Origin of the sequence: Pseudomonas sp. PDM25, from assembly GCF_019219045.1 — a bacterium.
Lineage (GTDB): Bacteria > Pseudomonadota > Gammaproteobacteria > Pseudomonadales > Pseudomonadaceae > Aquipseudomonas.
The window spans coordinates 565,528-582,936 of record NZ_JAHUWL010000002.1; the positions used below are offsets into that span (position 1 = coordinate 565,528).

The following is a 17,409-nucleotide window of genomic DNA, read 5'->3' on the forward strand; positions in this document are numbered from 1 at the left end:
GTTCAGCGCGACGCGGCGAATTGGGAAGGGCTGAGCACGCCGTCTTCGACGTCTCCTGCGGCGGCCGCTTCGGCCTTGGCCTGAACGCGGCTGCGCAGTTTGGCGATGTTCACCACCACCCGGGTATGCGCCGCCGTGGCCACCAGTTCGACGTCATCGCGCACTTCGACGTTGAAGGTGATGCTGCGACCCTCGATCCGGGTCACCGTGGCGACGATGCTGACCGACATGCCGAGCAGCGTGGCCCCGACGTGGCGGATGTCGACGGCCGCACCGACGGTGTTTTCGCCCTCATCGAGGAAGGTGAGCAGGTAATCAAGGCAGGTCTGTTCGATGTCATCCACCAACCGGGGCGTGGCGTAGATGCGCAAGTCCTCGCCCAGAAACGAGATGGTGCGTTGCTTGTCGATGACCAGTCGGCGTTCGGTGGCGGTGCCGGCTTCGAGTGTGGAGAAATTCATGAGAAACCTCGTAAAAAGTGATTCAGGCGTTGGGCAGGAAACCGATGGAAATCCAGGGCACGGCGATCAGCACGCCCAGGGCGACAACGAGTGCGCCGAGATACGGCCAGACCCGACGCATGGCGCCGCTGGGGTCGACCTTGGCGATGGCGCAGGCGGCGTAGAAACCCACGCCAAACGGTGGTGCGAACAAACCCAGGCCCATGGCGAAGATCGCGACCATGGCGTAATGCACGTCGTTGATGCCCATGGTCTTGGCAATCGGAAACAGCAGCGGTCCGAACAGCACGATGGCCGGGATGCCTTCCAGAAAACTGCCCAGGAGGATGAACGCCACGGCGGAGATGATCAGGAAGCCCATCGCGCCACCCGGCACCGTCGACATCACCTGCGCCAACTGGTGCGAGAAGCCCGACTGGGTCAACGCCCAGGCCATGGCGGTGGCGCTGCCGATGATGATCAGGATCGCGCCGGACAATGACGCGGTGCTGACCAGGATCGGATACAGCCGGCGCCAGTCAAAGCAGCGGTAGCACAGCAACCCGACGACAAAGGTGTAGGCCACGCCTATGGCGGCGACTTCGGTGGCGGTCGCGACCCCTTCAACCACCGCGGTGCGGATCACGAAGGGCAGGGCCAGTGCCGGTAATGCCACCAGCAGCGAGTGGCCGATTTCCTTGCCTGAGGCGCGTTTACCGGTGGAGGCTTCGCCTTTGCGGTTTTTCCACCAGATCATCGCCGCCATGGCGATGGCACCCACCACCGCCGGCATGAAACCACCGGTGAACAGGGCGGAAATCGACACGCCGGTCACCGAACCGATGGTGATCAATACCAGGCTCGGCGGAATGGTTTCCGACATCGCCCCGGACGCGTTGAGCATCGCCACCAGTTCGTTTTCATCCTCACCGCGTTTCTTCATTTCCGGAAACAGCGCCGGCGCGATGGCCGCCATGTCGGCAGCCTTGGAGCCGGAAATGCCGGAGATCAGGTAGATGGCCCCGATCAACACATATGACAGGCCGCCACGGACATGGCCGATCAACGAGCAGAGGAAGCGGATCATCGCGCGGGCCATGCCCATGGCCTCGATCAGCGCCCCCAAAAACACAAACAACGGAATGGCCAGCAAGATCAGGCTCGCCATGCCTTCGTCCATCCGGCCCACCACCAGGGTCAAGGGCGTGCCGGTCATGGTCGACAGATAAGCCACCGTGGCCAGGCCGAACGCCACCATGATCGGCACGCCGATCACGATCATCGCCATCACACCGATCATGAAGAAAATGATCAGGTTCCAGTTACCCATCAGCAACATCCAGCCTTCAGCCACCCACAACAGTGCGGCCAGGGAAGCCAGCATCGCCACCGACACGGAGAAGTCGATCAACCGGGCGCTGGTCAGCAGACGCGCGACACAGGTCATCAGCATCAGGCTCAGACCGACCGCGATGGCAGACACGCGAAAGGCGTTGGGGATTTCAAGGGCGGCGGTGGTGATGATCCACTCGTCGCTGACGTATTCCCAGGCCGGGGTGAACAGCAACCCAATGAACGCGATGACAATCACCGCACCCAAGGTGTCGACAAAGGCGCGTTTTTCCAGCGGCAGCCGCCCGATGAACGAGGTCAGCCGCATGTGCTCGCCTCGACGCATCGCCACCACGGAACCGAGCATCGCCAGCCAGAGAAACAGCAGCGAGGCCAGTTCGTCGCCCCAGACGATGGGTTGGTTGAGCACGTAGCGCGAGAACACATTGCAAAACAGCAGCGTGACTTCGACCACCACCAGCAACGCCGCGCTGCCCTCGGTCAGCCAGCGCAGCCCGGTGTCCAAGGCGTGACCGAGACGAAACGTGGTGGGGCGCGTGCTGAGTCCTTCAGCGGGAGAAACATCCGTCATTGGTATTTGGTTTTTCATGACCTTGTCTCCGGCTTAGGACAGTTGACCCGCGTACTGCTCCAATAAGCTCCAGGCTTCATTGCCGTACTTTTCTTTCCATTGGGTGTAGAAGCCTTTGGACTGCAACTCAGTGCGGAACAATGAACGGTCGACTTTGTTGAAGGTGATGCCATGGGCGGTCAGGGACGGTTCCAGGCTGGAGTTGAGATCGATCACCTGTTGACGCTGAACCAGCGCGGCGGCGTTGATTTGCCGGGAAACGATTTCCTGCACGTCCGCCGGCAGTTTGGGGAAGGTCTTGCCCGAGGCGACGATCCAGAAGCCGCCCCAGATGTGGTCGGTCATGGAGCAGTATTTCTGCACTTCATAGAAGCGCGCGGCTTCGACCACCACCAGCGGGTTTTCCTGGCCGTCGACCACTTTGGTCTGCAATGCCGAGTAGGTCTCGTTGATGCTGATGCCGGTAGGGGAGGCGCCCAGGGCGCTGAACATGGAGGTCCACAACGGGCTGACCAGCACCCGCAGTTTGAAACCGGCCAGGTCTTGCGGCGTGTAGATCGGCCGCGTCGAACTGGTGATCTGGCGGAAGCCGTTGTTCCAGACTTTCTCCATCGGGATCAGGCCGACCTTCTCGGTCTTGGCGCGTACGTATTCGCCCAGCTTGCCGTCCAGCGCGGCCCAGACACTGTCGTAGTCCTTGAACGCGAACGGCATGCTTTCGATCGACATGGCCGGCACCAGTGTGGAGAGAATCGCGCCTGGCAATGGAATGAAATCGATGGCCCCGGCACGCACCTGGGACAGCATGTCGGTATCGCCGCCCATGGCGCCGTTGGCGTACACCTGCAGGTCCACGGCGCCGTTGGTTTCGGCCTTGATGGCCAGTGAAGCCGCCTTCATCTGGATGTTCAGGGGATGGGTGTCGGGCAGGCTGCTGGTGTAGCGCAACACGATGGGTTTGGTCGCGGCGAAGACGCTGGAGGGCAGCAGGTTGGCGGCGAATGCACCGCCGACGGTGACGCCGGCAGATACCAGGAATGATCGACGGCTGACAGCTTCGGTCAAGATACGGCTCATGATGTTCACCTTATTGTTTTTGTAGTTGTTCTAAAAAACAGCGAATTGACACTGTTCCCTGTGGGAGCGGCGGTGCGACGATTCGACTTGCTCGCGAAAGCGGTGTGTCAGGCAACATAGTTTTTGTCTGTGCCACCGCCTTCGCGAGCAAGCCCGCTCCCACAGTTTTTTTGCGTTATGCCAGTGCCACCACGGCCTGGGTTCGAATCAGTTCGTCGATTTCATCTTCCGCGTAGCCGCTTTCTTTCAGCACTTCGCGGGTGTGTTCACCGAGCAGCGGGGCATGCCGGCTGGCCGGCGGTGCGGCGTTGTCCATGTCGGAGAAGTGAATCGGCAGGCCCATGCCGCGAACCCGGCCTTCGGTCGGGTGTTGAGTCTCGACGATCATGCCGCGTGCTTCGGTTTGCGGATGAGCCAGTGCCGCGGCGATATCGAGTACCGGCCCGGCAGGCAGGCCGAGGCTGTCGAACAGCACCATCCATTCATCCGTGGTGCGCGCGACCAGGACTTCGTTGAGGATTTCCACCAGGGCCAGGCGGTGCTCCATGCGCAACGCATTGCTGGCGAATCGTGGGTCGGCTTTGAGTTGTGGCACGGCGAGCGCCTCGACCAGCCGTTCGTAGTTGGCCTGGTTGGCGGCGCCAATGTTGATCCAGCCGTCTGCGGTGCGGAACACCTGATACGGCGCGCTGGTGGAGTTGGCCGAACCCATCTTCGGCAGGATGGTGCCATCGGCGAAATACGCCGCCGCCGGCCAGTACATCTGTTGCAGACCGGCTTCGAACAGCGAGGTATCGACCATCTGGCCGAGGCCGGTTTTCTGTTTGGCAGCGTAAGCGGCGCAGATGCCGAGGGCGGCGAGGATGCCGGAGTTGATGTCAGCCACTGGCGAACCGGCCTTGACCGGCTCGCGCCCGGCTTCACCGGTCATGCTCATCATGCCGCTCATGCCCTGGGCAATCAGGTCGAAACCGCCTTTCTCGCCGAACGGCCCGCTGCGGCCGTAGCCGGAGATCGCGCAGTAGATCAGCCCTGGATTGAGGGTTTTCAGCGTTTCATAGCCCAGGCCGAATTTCTCCATGGTGCCGGCACGGAAGTTTTCCGTGACCACATCGGCGTTCATCAACAGGCGGCGCAACACGTCGCGCCCGCCCTCGGTTTTCAGGTTCAGGCCAATGCCGCGCTTGTTGCGGTTCACCACCATGAACGAAGCCGATTCACCGCTGGCCATGATCGGCGAGAAGCGGCGCGAATCATCACCGCCCGGGACTTTCTCGACCTTCACCACGTCGGCGCCCATGTCGGCCAGCATCATTCCGCACACCGGGCCGGACATGATGTGAGCCAGTTCTACCACGCGCATTCCTGTCAGCGGTCCCATGTTATTTCCCCTTGAATTGTGGTTTGGCTTTCTCGATGAAAGCGTTCAGACCGATCTGAAAATCTTCGGTGTCGTAGCAGAAGTAACTCGCGTCAATCTGCTCGACGCTGGGGGCAACGCCGGCCTCAAGCTGGCGTGCGGCCTGGCGATGCCAGCGGGCGACGAGGGGCGCTCCGTTGACGATGCGCCTGGCGGTGGCGAGGGTTTCGGACTCGACCTCGGCATCGGGTACGACGCGGGTCACGAGGTTTTTTACGTAGGCGTCATGGGCGTCGAGAATGCGGCCTTCAAGAAGAATCTCCAGGGTGGTCGAGCGTCCGGCCAGCGCCACCAGACCGGCCATTTCGTCATAGGACATGACCAGCCCCAGCTTGCCGACCGGTGCGCCGAAACGACTGGAGGTGCCGCAGATACGCAGGTCGCAGAGTGCGGCGATTTCCAGGCCGCCGCCGACACACACGCCATGGATCATCGCGATCACCGGGTGCGGGCAGTCCACGACGGCACGCATGGCCGCCGAGGTGATCTCGGCATAGACCCGGGCCTGTGCGGCGTTGGCGCGTACGGTCGGAAACTCGCTGACATCGGCGCCAGCGGCAAAGGCTTGTTCGCCGGCACCGCGCAACACGACGCAGCGCACGCTGGCGTCGGCGGACAATTCGGTCATGACATCACCCAGGTCCTGCCACATGGATAAGGTCAGGGCGTTCATTTTCCCAGGGTGGCTGAGGGTGACGGTGGCAAGGCTGTCTTGCCGGTCGATAAGGACGGTGGGCTTCATGATTGTTCCGCTGGCGTCGAATCACGTTCGACGCTGCGGCTGCCTCCTGATTTATTGTTGTTGGATAGCGGTGGTTTACAAAGACTGCGCAAGCATCGACAGGTAGTCCGCGGACGATGCTTCGCGGGGGTTGGTCTTGTGGCTGTGATCGTGCAAGGCGCCTTCGACGATGCCGGCGAACAGGCTTTCATCGACGCCGATTTCGCTCAGGCGGGTCGGCAGGCCCAGGCGGCGGGTCATGTCCTCGATGGCTGTGCCGATATTGGCGCCGGCCTCAAGGCCCATGGCATGGCGCAGGCGTTCGAGCTTGCGTTCGTCGCGAACGGTCGGGGCGTTGGCGTTGAAGTCCACGACCGCTGGCAGAAAGATGGCGTTCAAGGTGCCGTGGTGCAGCTTCGGATTGATGCCGCCCAAGGCGTGGGACAGGCTGTGCACGCAGCCCAATCCCTTCTGAAAGGCGAGTGCGCCTTGCATCGACGCGCTCATCATGTTCATTCGCGCTTCGCGATCATCGGGTTCGGCGGTGGCGCGCTCGATGTGTTCCCAGGCACGCCACAGGCCGTCGAGGGCGATGCCATCTGCCGCGGGGTTGAAGGCCGGCGCCATGAACGTCTCGATGCAATGAGCGATCGCGTCCATGCCGGTGGCGGCGGTCAGCATCGGTGGCAGGCCCAGGGTCAGTTCCGGGTCGCAGATGGCCACGCGAGGCACCACATAAGGTGAGATTACGCCCACCTTGCGACCATCGTCGAGGATCAGGATGGCGCCTCGGCCGACTTCGCTGCCAGTGCCCGCCGTGGTGGGAACGGCGATCAGCGGCGCGGTGGCAGAGGTGATGCGATCCAGCCCGCCTTCGATCACCGCAAAGCTGTGCAGGGGGCCGTCGTGCGTGGCGCAGACAGCGACGCCTTTGGCCAGATCGATAGAAGAACCACCGCCGACCGCGATGATGCCGTTGCACTCGTCGAGGTGGTATTGCGCCACGGCTTCACGTACCGCGTGTTCGTTGGGGTTGGACGGGGTGGCGTCGAAAATTGAAGGAGGAAGGCTGGCGCCGAGGGCCGCGATGACCTTGTCGACGATGCCGGCATTGCGCACGCCGATGTCGGTGACAATCAGTGGCCGGGTAATGCCCGCGCGCTCGGCTTCGGCGGCCAGATGCTGCAGGCTGTCGTAGCCGAACTGGATCTTGGTGACGTAATTGATGAGGGACATGATTCACCACAAGTTATACAGGATTGTTATTGTTGCAATCGGTCTGCGGCAGGAAGGCTTTCGCTATCTGGTCAAACCCATTGCATTGCCTGGTTGTGGGGTGGACTATAGGGCCGTCGTGGCGAGCCTCGATACTGACAACTTTCGATACCTCTATAACTTTTAGTTAACCCTGATGACGCCCTCACTCAATTCGATCATGTCCCGCCTGCACATCAAGCAGCTGCGCTTGTTGATAGCCCTTGATGAACACGGCTCCTTGCTGGGCGCGGCCAAACAGGTCGCGCTGACCCAGCCCGGCGCCAGTAAAGCCCTGCAAGAAATTGAAACCACCTTCGGCACTTCGCTGTTCACCCGTACTAACCGCGGGCTTGAACCGAACGATGCCGGACGCTCGGTCATTCGTTACGCACGCTTGATCCAGACCGACCTCGCCCATCTGCGCGAGGAGATCATCGGCATCATGAGCGGCGAGGGCGGACGTGTGTCCGTCGGCACCATCATGGGCGCCGTCCCGCTGCTGACCACCGCGATCAGCCGGGTGATTGCCGACCACCCGAAGCTGTCCATCGAGATCGTCGAGGACACCAGCGCCGCACTGCTCAGCCAACTGGACGCCGGGCGCCTGGATCTCGCGATCTGTCGCACGACCATCAGCACCACGCCCTACTTGTATGAGAGCGCCACCTTCGTCGAAGAAACCCTGGCGGTGATCGCCAGCACCCAGCATCCGTTCGCCTATGCCCGGCAGCTGTCGCTGAAAGACCTGGTGGATTACCGCTGGGTGGTCTATCGCGCCAACATGCCGATGCGTTTGCTGCTGGAGCGCGAGTTTCACGAGGCTGACCTGCGTTTCCCGGTGCACCTGCTGGAAACCACATCGGCGTTTGCCACCTTGTCGCTGCTTCAGGAAAACCCGACCCTCGTCGCGTTGGTGTCGACCGACGTGGCGAAGTTCTGCTCCGGCTACGGTTTCACCACCACGCTGCCGCTGCCCATCACCTCGCGCAGCGAACCGTATGAACTGGTTTCGCGCAAAGGCGTGCCGGACTCGCCGGCGGCCAGGCTGCTGCGAGAGGCGTTGTTGAACCCCGTTTGAGCTCGGGGCCGGTTGAAACAGGCGCTTGCGATAGTGCCCGGCTTTGGAGGCGCGCATTCGTGCGTTTCAGGCAAATTTGATTTGCGACAGGCGCGGTGTTTGAAACGGGCCCGCGCCGGGATACTTCGCGGGATTTTGCCTGCCCAATAATTGGCCCACGGATGGCCGTTGCGAGGTTAGAACAATGAATGTGTCCAACCGACTTGCGCTCTTGATGACCACTGCTGTGCTGCTCACCGCGTGTGGCGAGTCGTCCAAATTGCCGCCTCAGGCCAGCGTCGGTCCGTCCCCGCAATTGCCTGAACCCACCACCTCGTTGATCCCCACGTTAAAAGTGTCCAAAGCGATCGGCTGGGCCGGTAATGACATGCCCAAGGCGCCTGCCGGTTTCAAAGTGACCGCGCTGGCCGAAAACCTCGATCACCCGCGCTGGGTGTACACGCTGCCCAACGGCGATGTCCTGGTTGCCGAGAGCAACCACCCGCCGATGCCGGAAGGCGCGACTGACGGTGGCACCGGGCCGATCGCCTGGGCAAAACGCACCGTCATGGGTGTTGTGATGGGCCGTATCGGCGCTGATGCACCCAGCGCCAATCGCATTACCTTGTTGCGCGATGCCGACGGTGATGGCCACGCGGAGGTGCGGAAGGTCTTCATGACTGGCCTCGCCTCGCCATTTGGCATGGCGTTGGTGGGCAATGAATTGTTTATTGCCAATGCCGATGCACTGGTCAAGGTGCCGTACAACGCGGGTCAGACCGAGGTGAATGCGACGCCGGTGAAAGTGACCGATCTGCCCGCAGGCATTAATCACCACTGGACCAAGAATGTCATCGCCAACCCTGAAGGGACCAAGCTGTACGTCACGGTGGGTTCCAACAGTAACGTCGGCGAGAACGGCCTCGACGCGGAAGAAGGGCGCGCGGCGATTTGGGAGGTAGACGTTAAAAGCGGCAGCAAACGTCTGTTTGCCAGCGGCCTGCGCAACCCCAACGGACTGGCCTGGAAGCCCGGTTCGAGCCAATTGTGGACGGTGGTCAACGAGCGCGACGAAATCGGCAGCGACCTGGTGCCGGATTACCTGACGTCGGTGCAGGACGGTGCGTTCTACGGTTGGCCGTGGAGCTATTACGGCGCCCATGTCGACACCCGTGTCGAGCCGCCGCGTCCGGACCGGGTGGCCAAGGCCATCGCGCCGGATTATGCGTTGGGCACGCACGTTGCACCGTTAGGCCTGACGTTTTCTGATGCCCGAGGCATGCCCGCCAATTTCGCCAATGGGGTTTTTGTCGGTGAACACGGCTCTTGGAACCGTAACCCCCAGGCCGGTTACAAAGTGGTGTTCATTCCCTTCAGCGATGGCAAACCCTCGGGGCTGCCGGTGGACTTCCTGACTGATTTCCTCAATGCCGATGGCGAAGCCCAAGGGCGCCCGGTGGGCGTCACGCTTGACCAGAGCGGCGCGTTGTTGGTGGCCGATGATGTCGGGAACAAGGTCTGGCGTATCGCAATCGCCAAGCCCTAGAGATGGGTAGGCCAGTTAGATGGATGCTGGATGAGCGACCGTCATCGCGAGCAGGCTCACTCCCACATTGGTTTTATGTTGTTCACAAGATTTGTGGCCGACACCGGTCCCTGTGGGAGTGAGCCTGCTCGCGATGGCGTCGGATCTGGCGCAGTGCAAAAACATGTTTACCGACGACTGTTTAAAGACACTCGGTGTTACGTCATAAGCGGCTACAACACCTTGCTCTTCACCTTCAGCGCCGCCCAGGCCGCAGACACTGAAAAATAATTCATGTTCGTGCTGGGCCAGCCGCTGTACAAGGGCTCGACCCAGGTCAACATCAACCCGGTCGCCATTCGCTGAAAAACAACGTTCCTTGAATCGAGAACACACGGACATGGTTCCTTCCCTTTGCAGCATCGCTGCACGCTTGCGCCTCAAACAACTGCGTTTGCTGATCGCACTGGATGAGCGCGGCTCGTTGCACAAGGCTGCCGAGAAGATTTCGATTTCCCAGTCCGGCGCCACCAAGGCGTTGGGTGAAGTTGAATCGTTGCTCGGCATGCCGCTGTTCGAACGCCAGCCCAAAGGCCTGGTGGCCAACGAAATGGGCCGTTGCATGATTCGTTATGCGCGGCTGATCTACAGCGATGTCGAGCACCTTCGCGAAGAAATGCTCAGCATCATGCAAGGCCAGGGCGGGCGGCTCTCGGTGGGGGTGATCATGGGGGCGGTGCCGTTGCTGACCCGTGCCCTGACCGAGTTGCGCCTCAAGCAGCCGGAGCTGTCGGTGGAACTGGTGGAAAACACCAGCGCCACGTTGCTCGGGTTGCTGGATCAGGGGCGGCTGGACTTGGCGATTTGTCGCACCAGCGTCGGCCAGCGTTCGGATGCCTATGACTTCATCGAACTGAGTGAAGAACCCTTGGCGGTGGTCGCCAGCAAGGACCATCCACTGGCCAGCGCCGAGTCTTTGCAGCTGTCGCAGTTGAGCGAGTACCGCTGGGTGGTTTATCCCAAGGACATGCCGATGCGTCAGACCCTGGAACGTGAGTTGAATGAGGCAGGGCTGGGAACTCCCCGGTATCCGCTGGAAACCTCGTCGATTTTTGCCACCATTTTATTGGTGCAACAGGATCCGACCTTGTTAGCGGTGATCCCGGTGGAAGTGGCCAGGTTCTGCGAACAACACGATTTGCTGGTGAAACTGCCCGTGTCGATGCGTGCATTGATCGAGCCTTACGGCGTGATCAGCCGGGCCGGCGCCGATCTTTCCCCGGCGGCGACCTTGCTGATCAACGAGTTGCAGCAGGACCTGATTACTTGATCACGATCGGATTGACCGGTGCACCCGTGCCGCCAACGACCTTCAACGGCGCCGCGGTATAGAGAAACTGCCACTGGCCGTCTTCAGCGCAATCACTTGCCAGAGCATCAAGCATCGCCACTTCGGTGAAGGTCACGCCGAGGTTGCGCATCAAGGCATTGTGCAGCGGAATCAGCACGCCTGAGACGGGGTCGACAGCTACTTCGTTGGCCATGGTGTCGGTCACCAGGTTGGGGATTTCCATCTGGTGAAACCACTCCACCAGCTCGCGGCTGAAGGTCAGGCCCGGCTCGGCGAAGTCCTTGTAGAACTCCTCCGGCTCGCGCTCATAGAACGAGCCGATCCAACCCGTGCGGATGATCAGGATGTCGCGCTTCTGGATCTCGATGCCCTGGGCTTTGGCTGCGGCCAGCAGGTCCAGGTGATTGAAGGTTTCGCCCTTGTCCAGCACTGACTTGCCGCGATAGCGGGCCATGTCGATCAGTACCGCACGCCCGACAATCCCGCGCTCGGCAATCGGCAGGATGCTGGCCTTGTCCATGCTGCCGATGGTGCTCATGGCGTCGTAGCCATTCCACAGTTTGTTGTCGTGCCAGACGTGGCCGAGGGCGTCGTATTGGGTCGAGCCTTGCAGGTGCATGAAGATCACGTCGTCGGCGTATTCCACATGGCCGTCGAAGTGGCTCTTGCCGGCCAGGAAATGGCCCTTGTCCAGCACGTTGACCCGCATCGACGGACGTCGGCCGGGCCACAATGGTTCGCCTTTGGGGTGGCCGATCTGCACTTGCAGGGTGAAGGTCTTGCCCTGGCGGACCGAGGCGATACCCCGAAGGATTTCTGCACTTTGAAGGTAATTCAGGGCGCCGACCTCATCGTCCGGCCCCCATTTGCCCCAGTTGGTCGGCAGGCCTTCGAGCAAGGCTTTGATATCGGGGGAACGGTCAGCGGCGGTGTTATTGGGATTGTGGTCGCACATGAGGTTGTCCTTGGGTTTGGCAGCCGCAACCACCCCTGTGGGAGCAAGGCTTGCCCGCGATGGCGGTGAGTCAGCAACGATGATGTCGACTGACACTCCGCCATCGTGGGCAAGCCTTGCTCCTACAGAGGACGGTGTCGGCTGGGGATTATTTGATCGGGGAGAAGTCGGCTGCGATCAGCAGTTTCGATTCCATCTTTTCCAGCATCGGGAACGCCTTCGGCACGAAGCCTTCAAGCCAGTCCGGGTCTTGATACAGCGCCGCGCGCTTCTTGATCCGGTCATCGAGACTCTCGTAGGCCCAGATGTGGATGACCTGATTCAGCTCGCCGATTTCGGTGTACCACCAGCCCACCAACGTGGTGTAGCGGGAGATCACCGGCAGGCCGGTTTCCTCGAAGTGCTTGAGGTAGGTCTGCATTTTTCCGATTTGAATCGTGTAGGTGCGCATTTCGTAAAACATGGGTGTCGTCTCTTCAGGAGTGAATGCCGTGCCAGGCGTTGCTGATGATTCGTTCGATGTCGGCGGCGGTGGTCAGGCGTGGATTGACCAGCACGTTGCCGCTGCGCATCGAGTCGCTGACCATTTGCGGCATGTAGTCGAGGTTCACGCCCAGGTCCTTGATGTTGTCGGGAATGCCGATGGCCTTGTTCAACGCCACCACGTGTTCCACCACTTTGTACCCGGCGCGGGCAACGCTCAGGCCATCGACGTTCTCGCCCATGGCCATGGCGATTTCACGAAACAGCTCTGGGCAGGCCGCCAGGTTGTATTCGATGACGTAGGGCAGCAGCGTCGCGTTGGCGATGCCATGGGGAATGTTGAACACGCCGCCGAAGGTGTGGGAGATCGCGTGTACGTTGCCCAGTTTCGATTGAGCGAACGCGACGCCGGCGAGGAACGAACCGAGCAGCATCTGTTCCCGTGCGTGCAGGTCGGAGCCGCAGAAAAACGCTTTCGGCAGGTGGGTGCAGATCATCTTGATCGCTTGCAGCGCCAGGGCCTGGCTGACCGGGTTGGCCTGCTTCGACACGTAGGACTCGATGGCGTGGGTCAACGCGTCCATGCCCGTGGCCGCGGTGATCGATGGCGGCAGTTTGAGCGTCAGTTCGGCGTCGAGAATTGCCAGTTTCGGAAACAGCGCCGGGCTGATGATCACGGTCTTGAACAGGGTTTTGGTGTTGGTGAAGACGGTGGAGGCCGTGCATTCGCTGCCGGTGCCGGAGGTGGTTGGAATGGCAAAGACCGGCAGAGGCGGGTGCAGCAGTTTGTCGTAGCCTTCGTAGTCGAGGATGTTGCCGGGGTTGGTGGCCATGGCCGCCACACCTTTGGCGGTGTCGATGCTGCTGCCGCCCCCGACGCCGATTACCGAATCGCAGTCGTGGTTTTTCAGGAACGCCACGGCGCGTTCCAGCACGTCGGTGGTGGGGTTGGGTTCTACGCCGGAGAACACTTCGTAGTGAATGTCACTGTCGGCCAACGAGGCGAAAAAACCTTCCATCACGCCCGACGCCATCAGCCCTTCGTCGGTGACCACCAGCAGTTTTTTTCGAACATGCGGCTTGAGCAGCGCACCGGCCTGACGCACCAGGCCGTTGCCGCTTTTCAGGGTCGTGGGGAAGTAAAACTGGAACGGGTTCATGTGTGTCTCCGGTTCTTATTGGTCTGGAGACAGTAATAAGCGCGGGTGGCGGCTGATAATGAAAAGGTCTGATCTGGGGATCACTGTTTGTCATCACTTGTCGGAAGGGGTGTGCCGGCTTCAAGATCCACCCCTCATCGGAACGCCGCCCGCCCATCCCTCTCCCCACGGGGGAGAGGGGGAAAGGGAGCCGATCTCCATGCTTTTCAAACCGCGAGTTCGACTTGATATCTCAGGTCGCAATATTCCGGACAAACACCGCGATCAGTCCTCTCTCCCCCCGGGAGAGGGCTAGGGTGAGGGCTGGTTCCGAAGCCTGGTGCGACGTCCAGAAACACCACGTCCTCACCCTAAACGCACGCAGTCTTCCTCAACTCACAACCAACAGGAGCACCATCATGGATTTGGCTATTTCGGGTCGCTGGGCCATCGTCTGCGCCGCAAGCAAAGGGCTGGGCCTGGCCTGTGCGCGAGCCTTGGCGAAGGAGGGCGTCAATCTGGTGATCAACGCTCGTGGCAATGAAACCTTGCAGGCCGCGGCCGAAGAATTGCGCAACCTGGCACCGAGCATCGAAGTGCGCACGGTGGCTGGGGATATCAGCACGCCTGCGGTGCGTGAGCAGGTGTTGGCGGCGTGTCCGCAGGTGGACATCCTGGTCAATAACGCTGGCGGTCCGCCGCCCGGTGACTTCCGGGACTGGCAGCGCGAAGACTGGTTGAAAGCGCTGGACGCCAACATGCTCACGCCCATCGAGCTGATCAAGGCCTGCGTCGATGGCATGGCCGAGCGCGGGTTCGGGCGCATCGTCAACATCACCTCTGGTGCGGTGAAGGCGCCGATCGATGTGCTGGGCCTGTCCAACGGCGCCCGCAGCGGGCTGACCGGTTTCATCGCCGGGCTCGCGCGTCAGTCGCGTCTGGCCGGGCACAACGTGACCATTAACAATCTGCTGCCAGGCCCGTTCGAGACTGAGCGCCTGCACAAAACCCTCAGTGCCGCCGCCGAAGCCAACAGCACCACGGTCGAGAGCATCAGCGAGCAGCGCCGCCAGCACGTGCCGGCCCAGCGTTTTGGGCAGCCTGACGAGTTCGGCGCCTACTGCGCGTTCATCTGCAGCGCCCACGCCGGTTTCCTCACCGGGCAAAACCTGTTGCTGGACGGTGGTAGTTACCCCGGTACGTTCTGATTTTTTGGGGGGATGACATTCGGTGATCCCCCAATCAGATCCCCTCATTATTCAGCTGTCGGGTGCGTGATTAGAGTGAGGTGGCTTGCCCAATGTCAGTCAGCCAAGACGCAGAACCTGTGGGAGCGAACTGTGGTGAGGGGATTTATCCCCGTTCGGCTGCGAAGCAGTCGTCAATCCGGACAAACCGGTCTGTCTGAACGGACGCGGGGGCCGCTTCGCGACCCAACGGGGATAAATCCCCTCACCACAGTTCGCTCCCACAGGGATTGCGGTGTTCAGAACCTTGGCTGACAGGTATTGGGTCGCTTGCATCCACAACAATAAGAGCGCCCCTCATGAACATTCCGAGTGCCGAAACCCTGCGGCTGACCGCTGCGTCTGCCACCGAGCGCCCGACCAGCGTGCGCTGGCGGATCTTCCTCATCATGTTGCTGCTGACCGCGATCAACTACATCGACCGTGCTTCGTTGTCGGTGGCCTTGCCGCTGATTTCCAGTGAGTTCCAGATTCCGCCGGCGCTGGAAGGCTTGATGCTCAGCGCGTTTTTCTGGTCCTACGCGTTGATGCAGATTCCTGGCGGCATGCTGCTGGATCGTTTCCAGACCCGCCGTGTGATCGTCATTGCGACCGTCGCCTGGGGCGCCTTTCAGGCCCTGGCCGCTGGCGCGCACAACTGGATCATGCTGCTGATCACCCGCATGGGCCTGGGCATTGCCGAGTCGCCGATCATGCCCGCCGGGGCCAAGCTCAACGGCGCCTGGCTGACCCCTAACGAACGCGGACGCGGCGCGGTGCTGGTCGATGGCGGTGCACCGCTGGGCAGTGCCTTCGGCGCGATCATCATTGCCGGCCTGATCGGCTGGTTCGACTCCTGGCGTATCGCCTTCGTGATCGCCGGCATCGGCACCATGCTCGCCGGCGTGCTGGCCTGGAAATACATTCGCAACCATCCCCGCGAACACCCCGGGGTGAATGCTGCGGAACTGGCGCACATCACCGAGGGCAATATCAAAGTCAGCCAACCCGGCGCGGTCACCAGTGTTCCTTTCAAGGAGCTGCTCAAGGATCGTTCGGTGCTGGCGATGTTCGCCGGTTATTGCTGCATCCTCAGTGTGTTCTACGGTTTGTTGACCTGGATGCCGAGCTACCTGCATCAGACCCACGGCCTGAACATTTCAAGCATGGGCGGGGCGACGTTCCTGATCTTCATGTGCGGTTTTGTCGGCGAGCTGGTTGGCGGTTATCTGGGGGATAAATGGAAGTCCAGCGGCGCTTCGCCCAATCTGGTGATGCGCAGCATGTTCAGCGGTTCGGCGCTGGTGGCGGCCCTGTGCATGCTGGCGGTGGCGTATGCGAGCGAGGCCAGCAAAGCGATCGGCTTGCTCTGCGTGGCGATGTTTTTCATTCGCTGGTGCGGCATGTACTGGTGCATTCCGTCGATCCTCGGCGGCACCTCGAAAACCGGCGTATTGGCCGGCACCATGAACTTCTGCGGGAACATGGCCGGGGTGATCGTGCCGATCCTGATCGGGCTGATCGTGCAGTTCACCGGGTCGTACTTCCTGGTGCTGATCTTCTTCGTGGTCATGGCCATGCTGCTGGCGATATTCTCCAGCCTGATCGATTATCGGGAACGAGGGCTGGCGTGAAAGGAGCGGAGGGTAGGTGAGCGTCGATATCGAATGCGTGGTGGTCGGGGCCGGAGTGGTCGGGCTGGCGGTCGCCAGAGCCCTGGCCCGCAGCGGGCGGGACGTGATCCTGGTCGAGGCGGGCGAGGGCATTGGCGTGGGCATCAGCTCGCGCAATTCGGAAGTGATCCACGCCGGCATTTACTACCCGAGCGGCAGCCTCAAGGCGCAAGTGTGCGTGGAGGGCAAGCAACGCCTTTACGCCTTTTGCGATGAGCGCGGCGTCGATTATCGGCGCCTGGGCAAGCTGATCGTCGCCACCGATGACGGTCAGTGCGCGGCCTTGCGGAAGTTGTTGGCGCAGGGCCACAGCAACGGCGTCGATGACTTGCAATGGCTGGACGCCGACCAGGCGCGGGAACTTGAACCGGCAGTGTCCTGCGTCGCTGCGCTCTGGTCGCCGTCCACCGGGATCGTCGATTCCCATGCCCTGATGCTGGCGCTTCAGGCAGATGCCGAGGCCAGCGGCACGTCGCTGGTTTTTCATACGCCGCTGGCGTCGGCCCGTTGCACCGAGCAAGGTTTCGAACTGCAGATGGGCGGTGCCCAACCGATGACCTTGAGCTGCCGTGAGTTGATCAATTGCGCCGGATTGTTTGCGCCTGAGGTGGCGAGCCGGATTGAAGGCTTGCCGTCGCAGCACGTTCCAACTGCCCGGCTATGCAAGGGCAGCTATTTCAGTTTCAGCGGTCGGGCGCCGTTCCGGCATCTGGTGTATCCGGCCCCGGAAAGTGCGGGGCTGGGTGTGCACATGACGCTGGATCTGGGCGGCCAGGCGCGCTTCGGGCCGGACGTCGAATGGGTCGATCAGGTCGATTATCGTGTGGATCCACGCCGAGCCGATGGCTTCTACGAGGCGATCCGGCGCTACTGGCCGGGATTGCCCGATAACAGCCTGCAACCGGCTTACAGCGGAATCCGCCCGAAAATCACCGGGCCGGCCGAGCCGACGGCCGACTTTGTCATCAGTGGCCCGGCCGGGCATGGTGTGCCGGGGCTGGTGAACCTGTTCGGAATCGAGTCACCGGGGTTGACCAGTTGCCTGGCGTTGGCCGATCGGGTGGTGGACCATCTGCCCCCGCATTCGCAGGTCGCGAAGTGACCGGTAATCAGCGTTTGCAATGCCGCTCGCCGTGGGGGCTATGCTTGGCAGTGCGCCCA

General features: G+C 61.5%; 16 protein-coding genes. 6 read left to right on the forward strand and 10 right to left on the reverse strand.

What is annotated here, in order from left to right:
• Window positions 1-2 precede the first annotated feature (2 nt).
• From KW848_RS05185 to KW848_RS05210, 6 genes are all read right to left on the reverse strand, one after another.
• A complete protein-coding gene (locus KW848_RS05185) occupies window positions 3-461 on the reverse strand; it encodes a thioesterase family protein (RefSeq protein ID WP_218536193.1) in 459 nt (152 codons plus the stop codon).
• 22 nt (window positions 462-483) lie between these two features.
• Entirely contained in the window at window positions 484-2,382 is a 1,899-nt protein-coding gene (locus tag KW848_RS05190; protein WP_218536196.1) for a TRAP transporter large permease subunit, read from the reverse strand.
• A gap of 15 nt (window positions 2,383-2,397) precedes the next feature.
• Complete coding sequence (locus KW848_RS05195) at window positions 2,398-3,441, reverse strand: TRAP transporter substrate-binding protein (RefSeq protein WP_111448781.1); 1,044 nt, start codon at window positions 3,439-3,441, stop codon at window positions 2,398-2,400.
• A gap of 175 nt (window positions 3,442-3,616) precedes the next feature.
• Window positions 3,617-4,822, reverse strand: coding sequence for a CaiB/BaiF CoA-transferase family protein (locus tag KW848_RS05200; RefSeq protein ID WP_218536198.1), 1,206 nt, complete (start codon window positions 4,820-4,822; stop codon window positions 3,617-3,619).
• A 1-nt stretch (window position 4,823) separates the two neighbouring features.
• Window positions 4,824-5,603 (reverse strand): enoyl-CoA hydratase-related protein, encoded by a 780-nt coding sequence (locus KW848_RS05205; protein WP_218536201.1) that lies wholly within the window; start codon window positions 5,601-5,603, stop codon window positions 4,824-4,826.
• 75 nt (window positions 5,604-5,678) lie between these two features.
• The gene (locus KW848_RS05210; RefSeq protein ID WP_218536203.1) at window positions 5,679-6,818 is read right to left on the reverse strand and encodes an iron-containing alcohol dehydrogenase; all 1,140 of its coding nucleotides are present in this window, start codon (window positions 6,816-6,818) and stop codon (window positions 5,679-5,681) included.
• Window positions 6,819-6,993: 175 nt separating this feature from the next.
• Here KW848_RS05210 and KW848_RS05215 point away from each other — a divergent pair, with 175 nt between their 5' ends.
• On the forward strand, window positions 6,994-7,917 hold the full coding sequence (locus KW848_RS05215; protein ID WP_111448777.1) for a LysR family transcriptional regulator: 924 nt from the start codon (window positions 6,994-6,996) through the stop codon (window positions 7,915-7,917).
• A 184-nt stretch (window positions 7,918-8,101) separates the two neighbouring features.
• Window positions 8,102-9,442 (forward strand): sorbosone dehydrogenase family protein, encoded by a 1,341-nt coding sequence (locus tag KW848_RS05220; RefSeq protein WP_218536205.1) that lies wholly within the window; start codon window positions 8,102-8,104, stop codon window positions 9,440-9,442.
• Window positions 9,443-9,457: 15 nt separating this feature from the next.
• Here the strand turns inward: KW848_RS05220 and KW848_RS05225 are convergent, their stop codons facing one another.
• Window positions 9,458-9,823 carry a hypothetical protein gene (locus KW848_RS05225; RefSeq protein WP_218536208.1) on the reverse strand — a complete coding sequence of 122 codons (366 nt, stop codon included), beginning with the start codon at window positions 9,821-9,823 and terminating at the stop codon, window positions 9,458-9,460.
• Between KW848_RS05225 and KW848_RS05230 the strand changes: the two genes are divergently transcribed.
• Window positions 9,822-10,751, forward strand: coding sequence for a LysR family transcriptional regulator (locus tag KW848_RS05230; protein ID WP_192410703.1), 930 nt, complete (start codon window positions 9,822-9,824; stop codon window positions 10,749-10,751). The two genes, KW848_RS05225 and KW848_RS05230, sit on opposite strands and share 2 nt — an antisense overlap.
• Here the strand turns inward: KW848_RS05230 and KW848_RS05235 are convergent.
• From KW848_RS05235 to KW848_RS05245, 3 genes are all read right to left on the reverse strand, one after another.
• Window positions 10,744-11,727: a cyclase family protein gene (locus tag KW848_RS05235; protein ID WP_218536210.1), complete on the reverse strand. Its 984-nt coding sequence runs from the start codon at window positions 11,725-11,727 to the stop codon at window positions 10,744-10,746. The genes KW848_RS05230 and KW848_RS05235 overlap by 8 nt on opposite strands.
• Before the next feature lie 148 nt (window positions 11,728-11,875).
• Complete coding sequence (locus tag KW848_RS05240) at window positions 11,876-12,190, reverse strand: NIPSNAP family protein (protein WP_046055817.1); 315 nt, start codon at window positions 12,188-12,190, stop codon at window positions 11,876-11,878.
• 13 nt (window positions 12,191-12,203) lie between these two features.
• On the reverse strand, window positions 12,204-13,370 hold the full coding sequence (locus KW848_RS05245) for an iron-containing alcohol dehydrogenase (RefSeq protein WP_192410705.1): 1,167 nt from the start codon (window positions 13,368-13,370) through the stop codon (window positions 12,204-12,206).
• Window positions 13,371-13,768: 398 nt separating this feature from the next.
• Between KW848_RS05245 and KW848_RS05250 the strand changes: the two genes are divergently transcribed.
• The 3 genes from KW848_RS05250 to KW848_RS05260 all read left to right on the forward strand — a co-directional run bounded on the left by KW848_RS05250 (window position 13,769) and on the right by KW848_RS05260 (window position 17,350).
• Window positions 13,769-14,557, forward strand: coding sequence for an SDR family oxidoreductase (locus KW848_RS05250; RefSeq protein ID WP_192410706.1), 789 nt, complete (start codon window positions 13,769-13,771; stop codon window positions 14,555-14,557).
• A 338-nt stretch (window positions 14,558-14,895) separates the two neighbouring features.
• A complete protein-coding gene (locus KW848_RS05255) occupies window positions 14,896-16,209 on the forward strand; it encodes an MFS transporter (RefSeq protein WP_218536212.1) in 1,314 nt (437 codons plus the stop codon).
• A 16-nt stretch (window positions 16,210-16,225) separates the two neighbouring features.
• A complete protein-coding gene (locus KW848_RS05260; protein ID WP_218536215.1) occupies window positions 16,226-17,350 on the forward strand; it encodes an NAD(P)/FAD-dependent oxidoreductase in 1,125 nt (374 codons plus the stop codon).
• Window positions 17,351-17,409 lie beyond the last annotated feature (59 nt).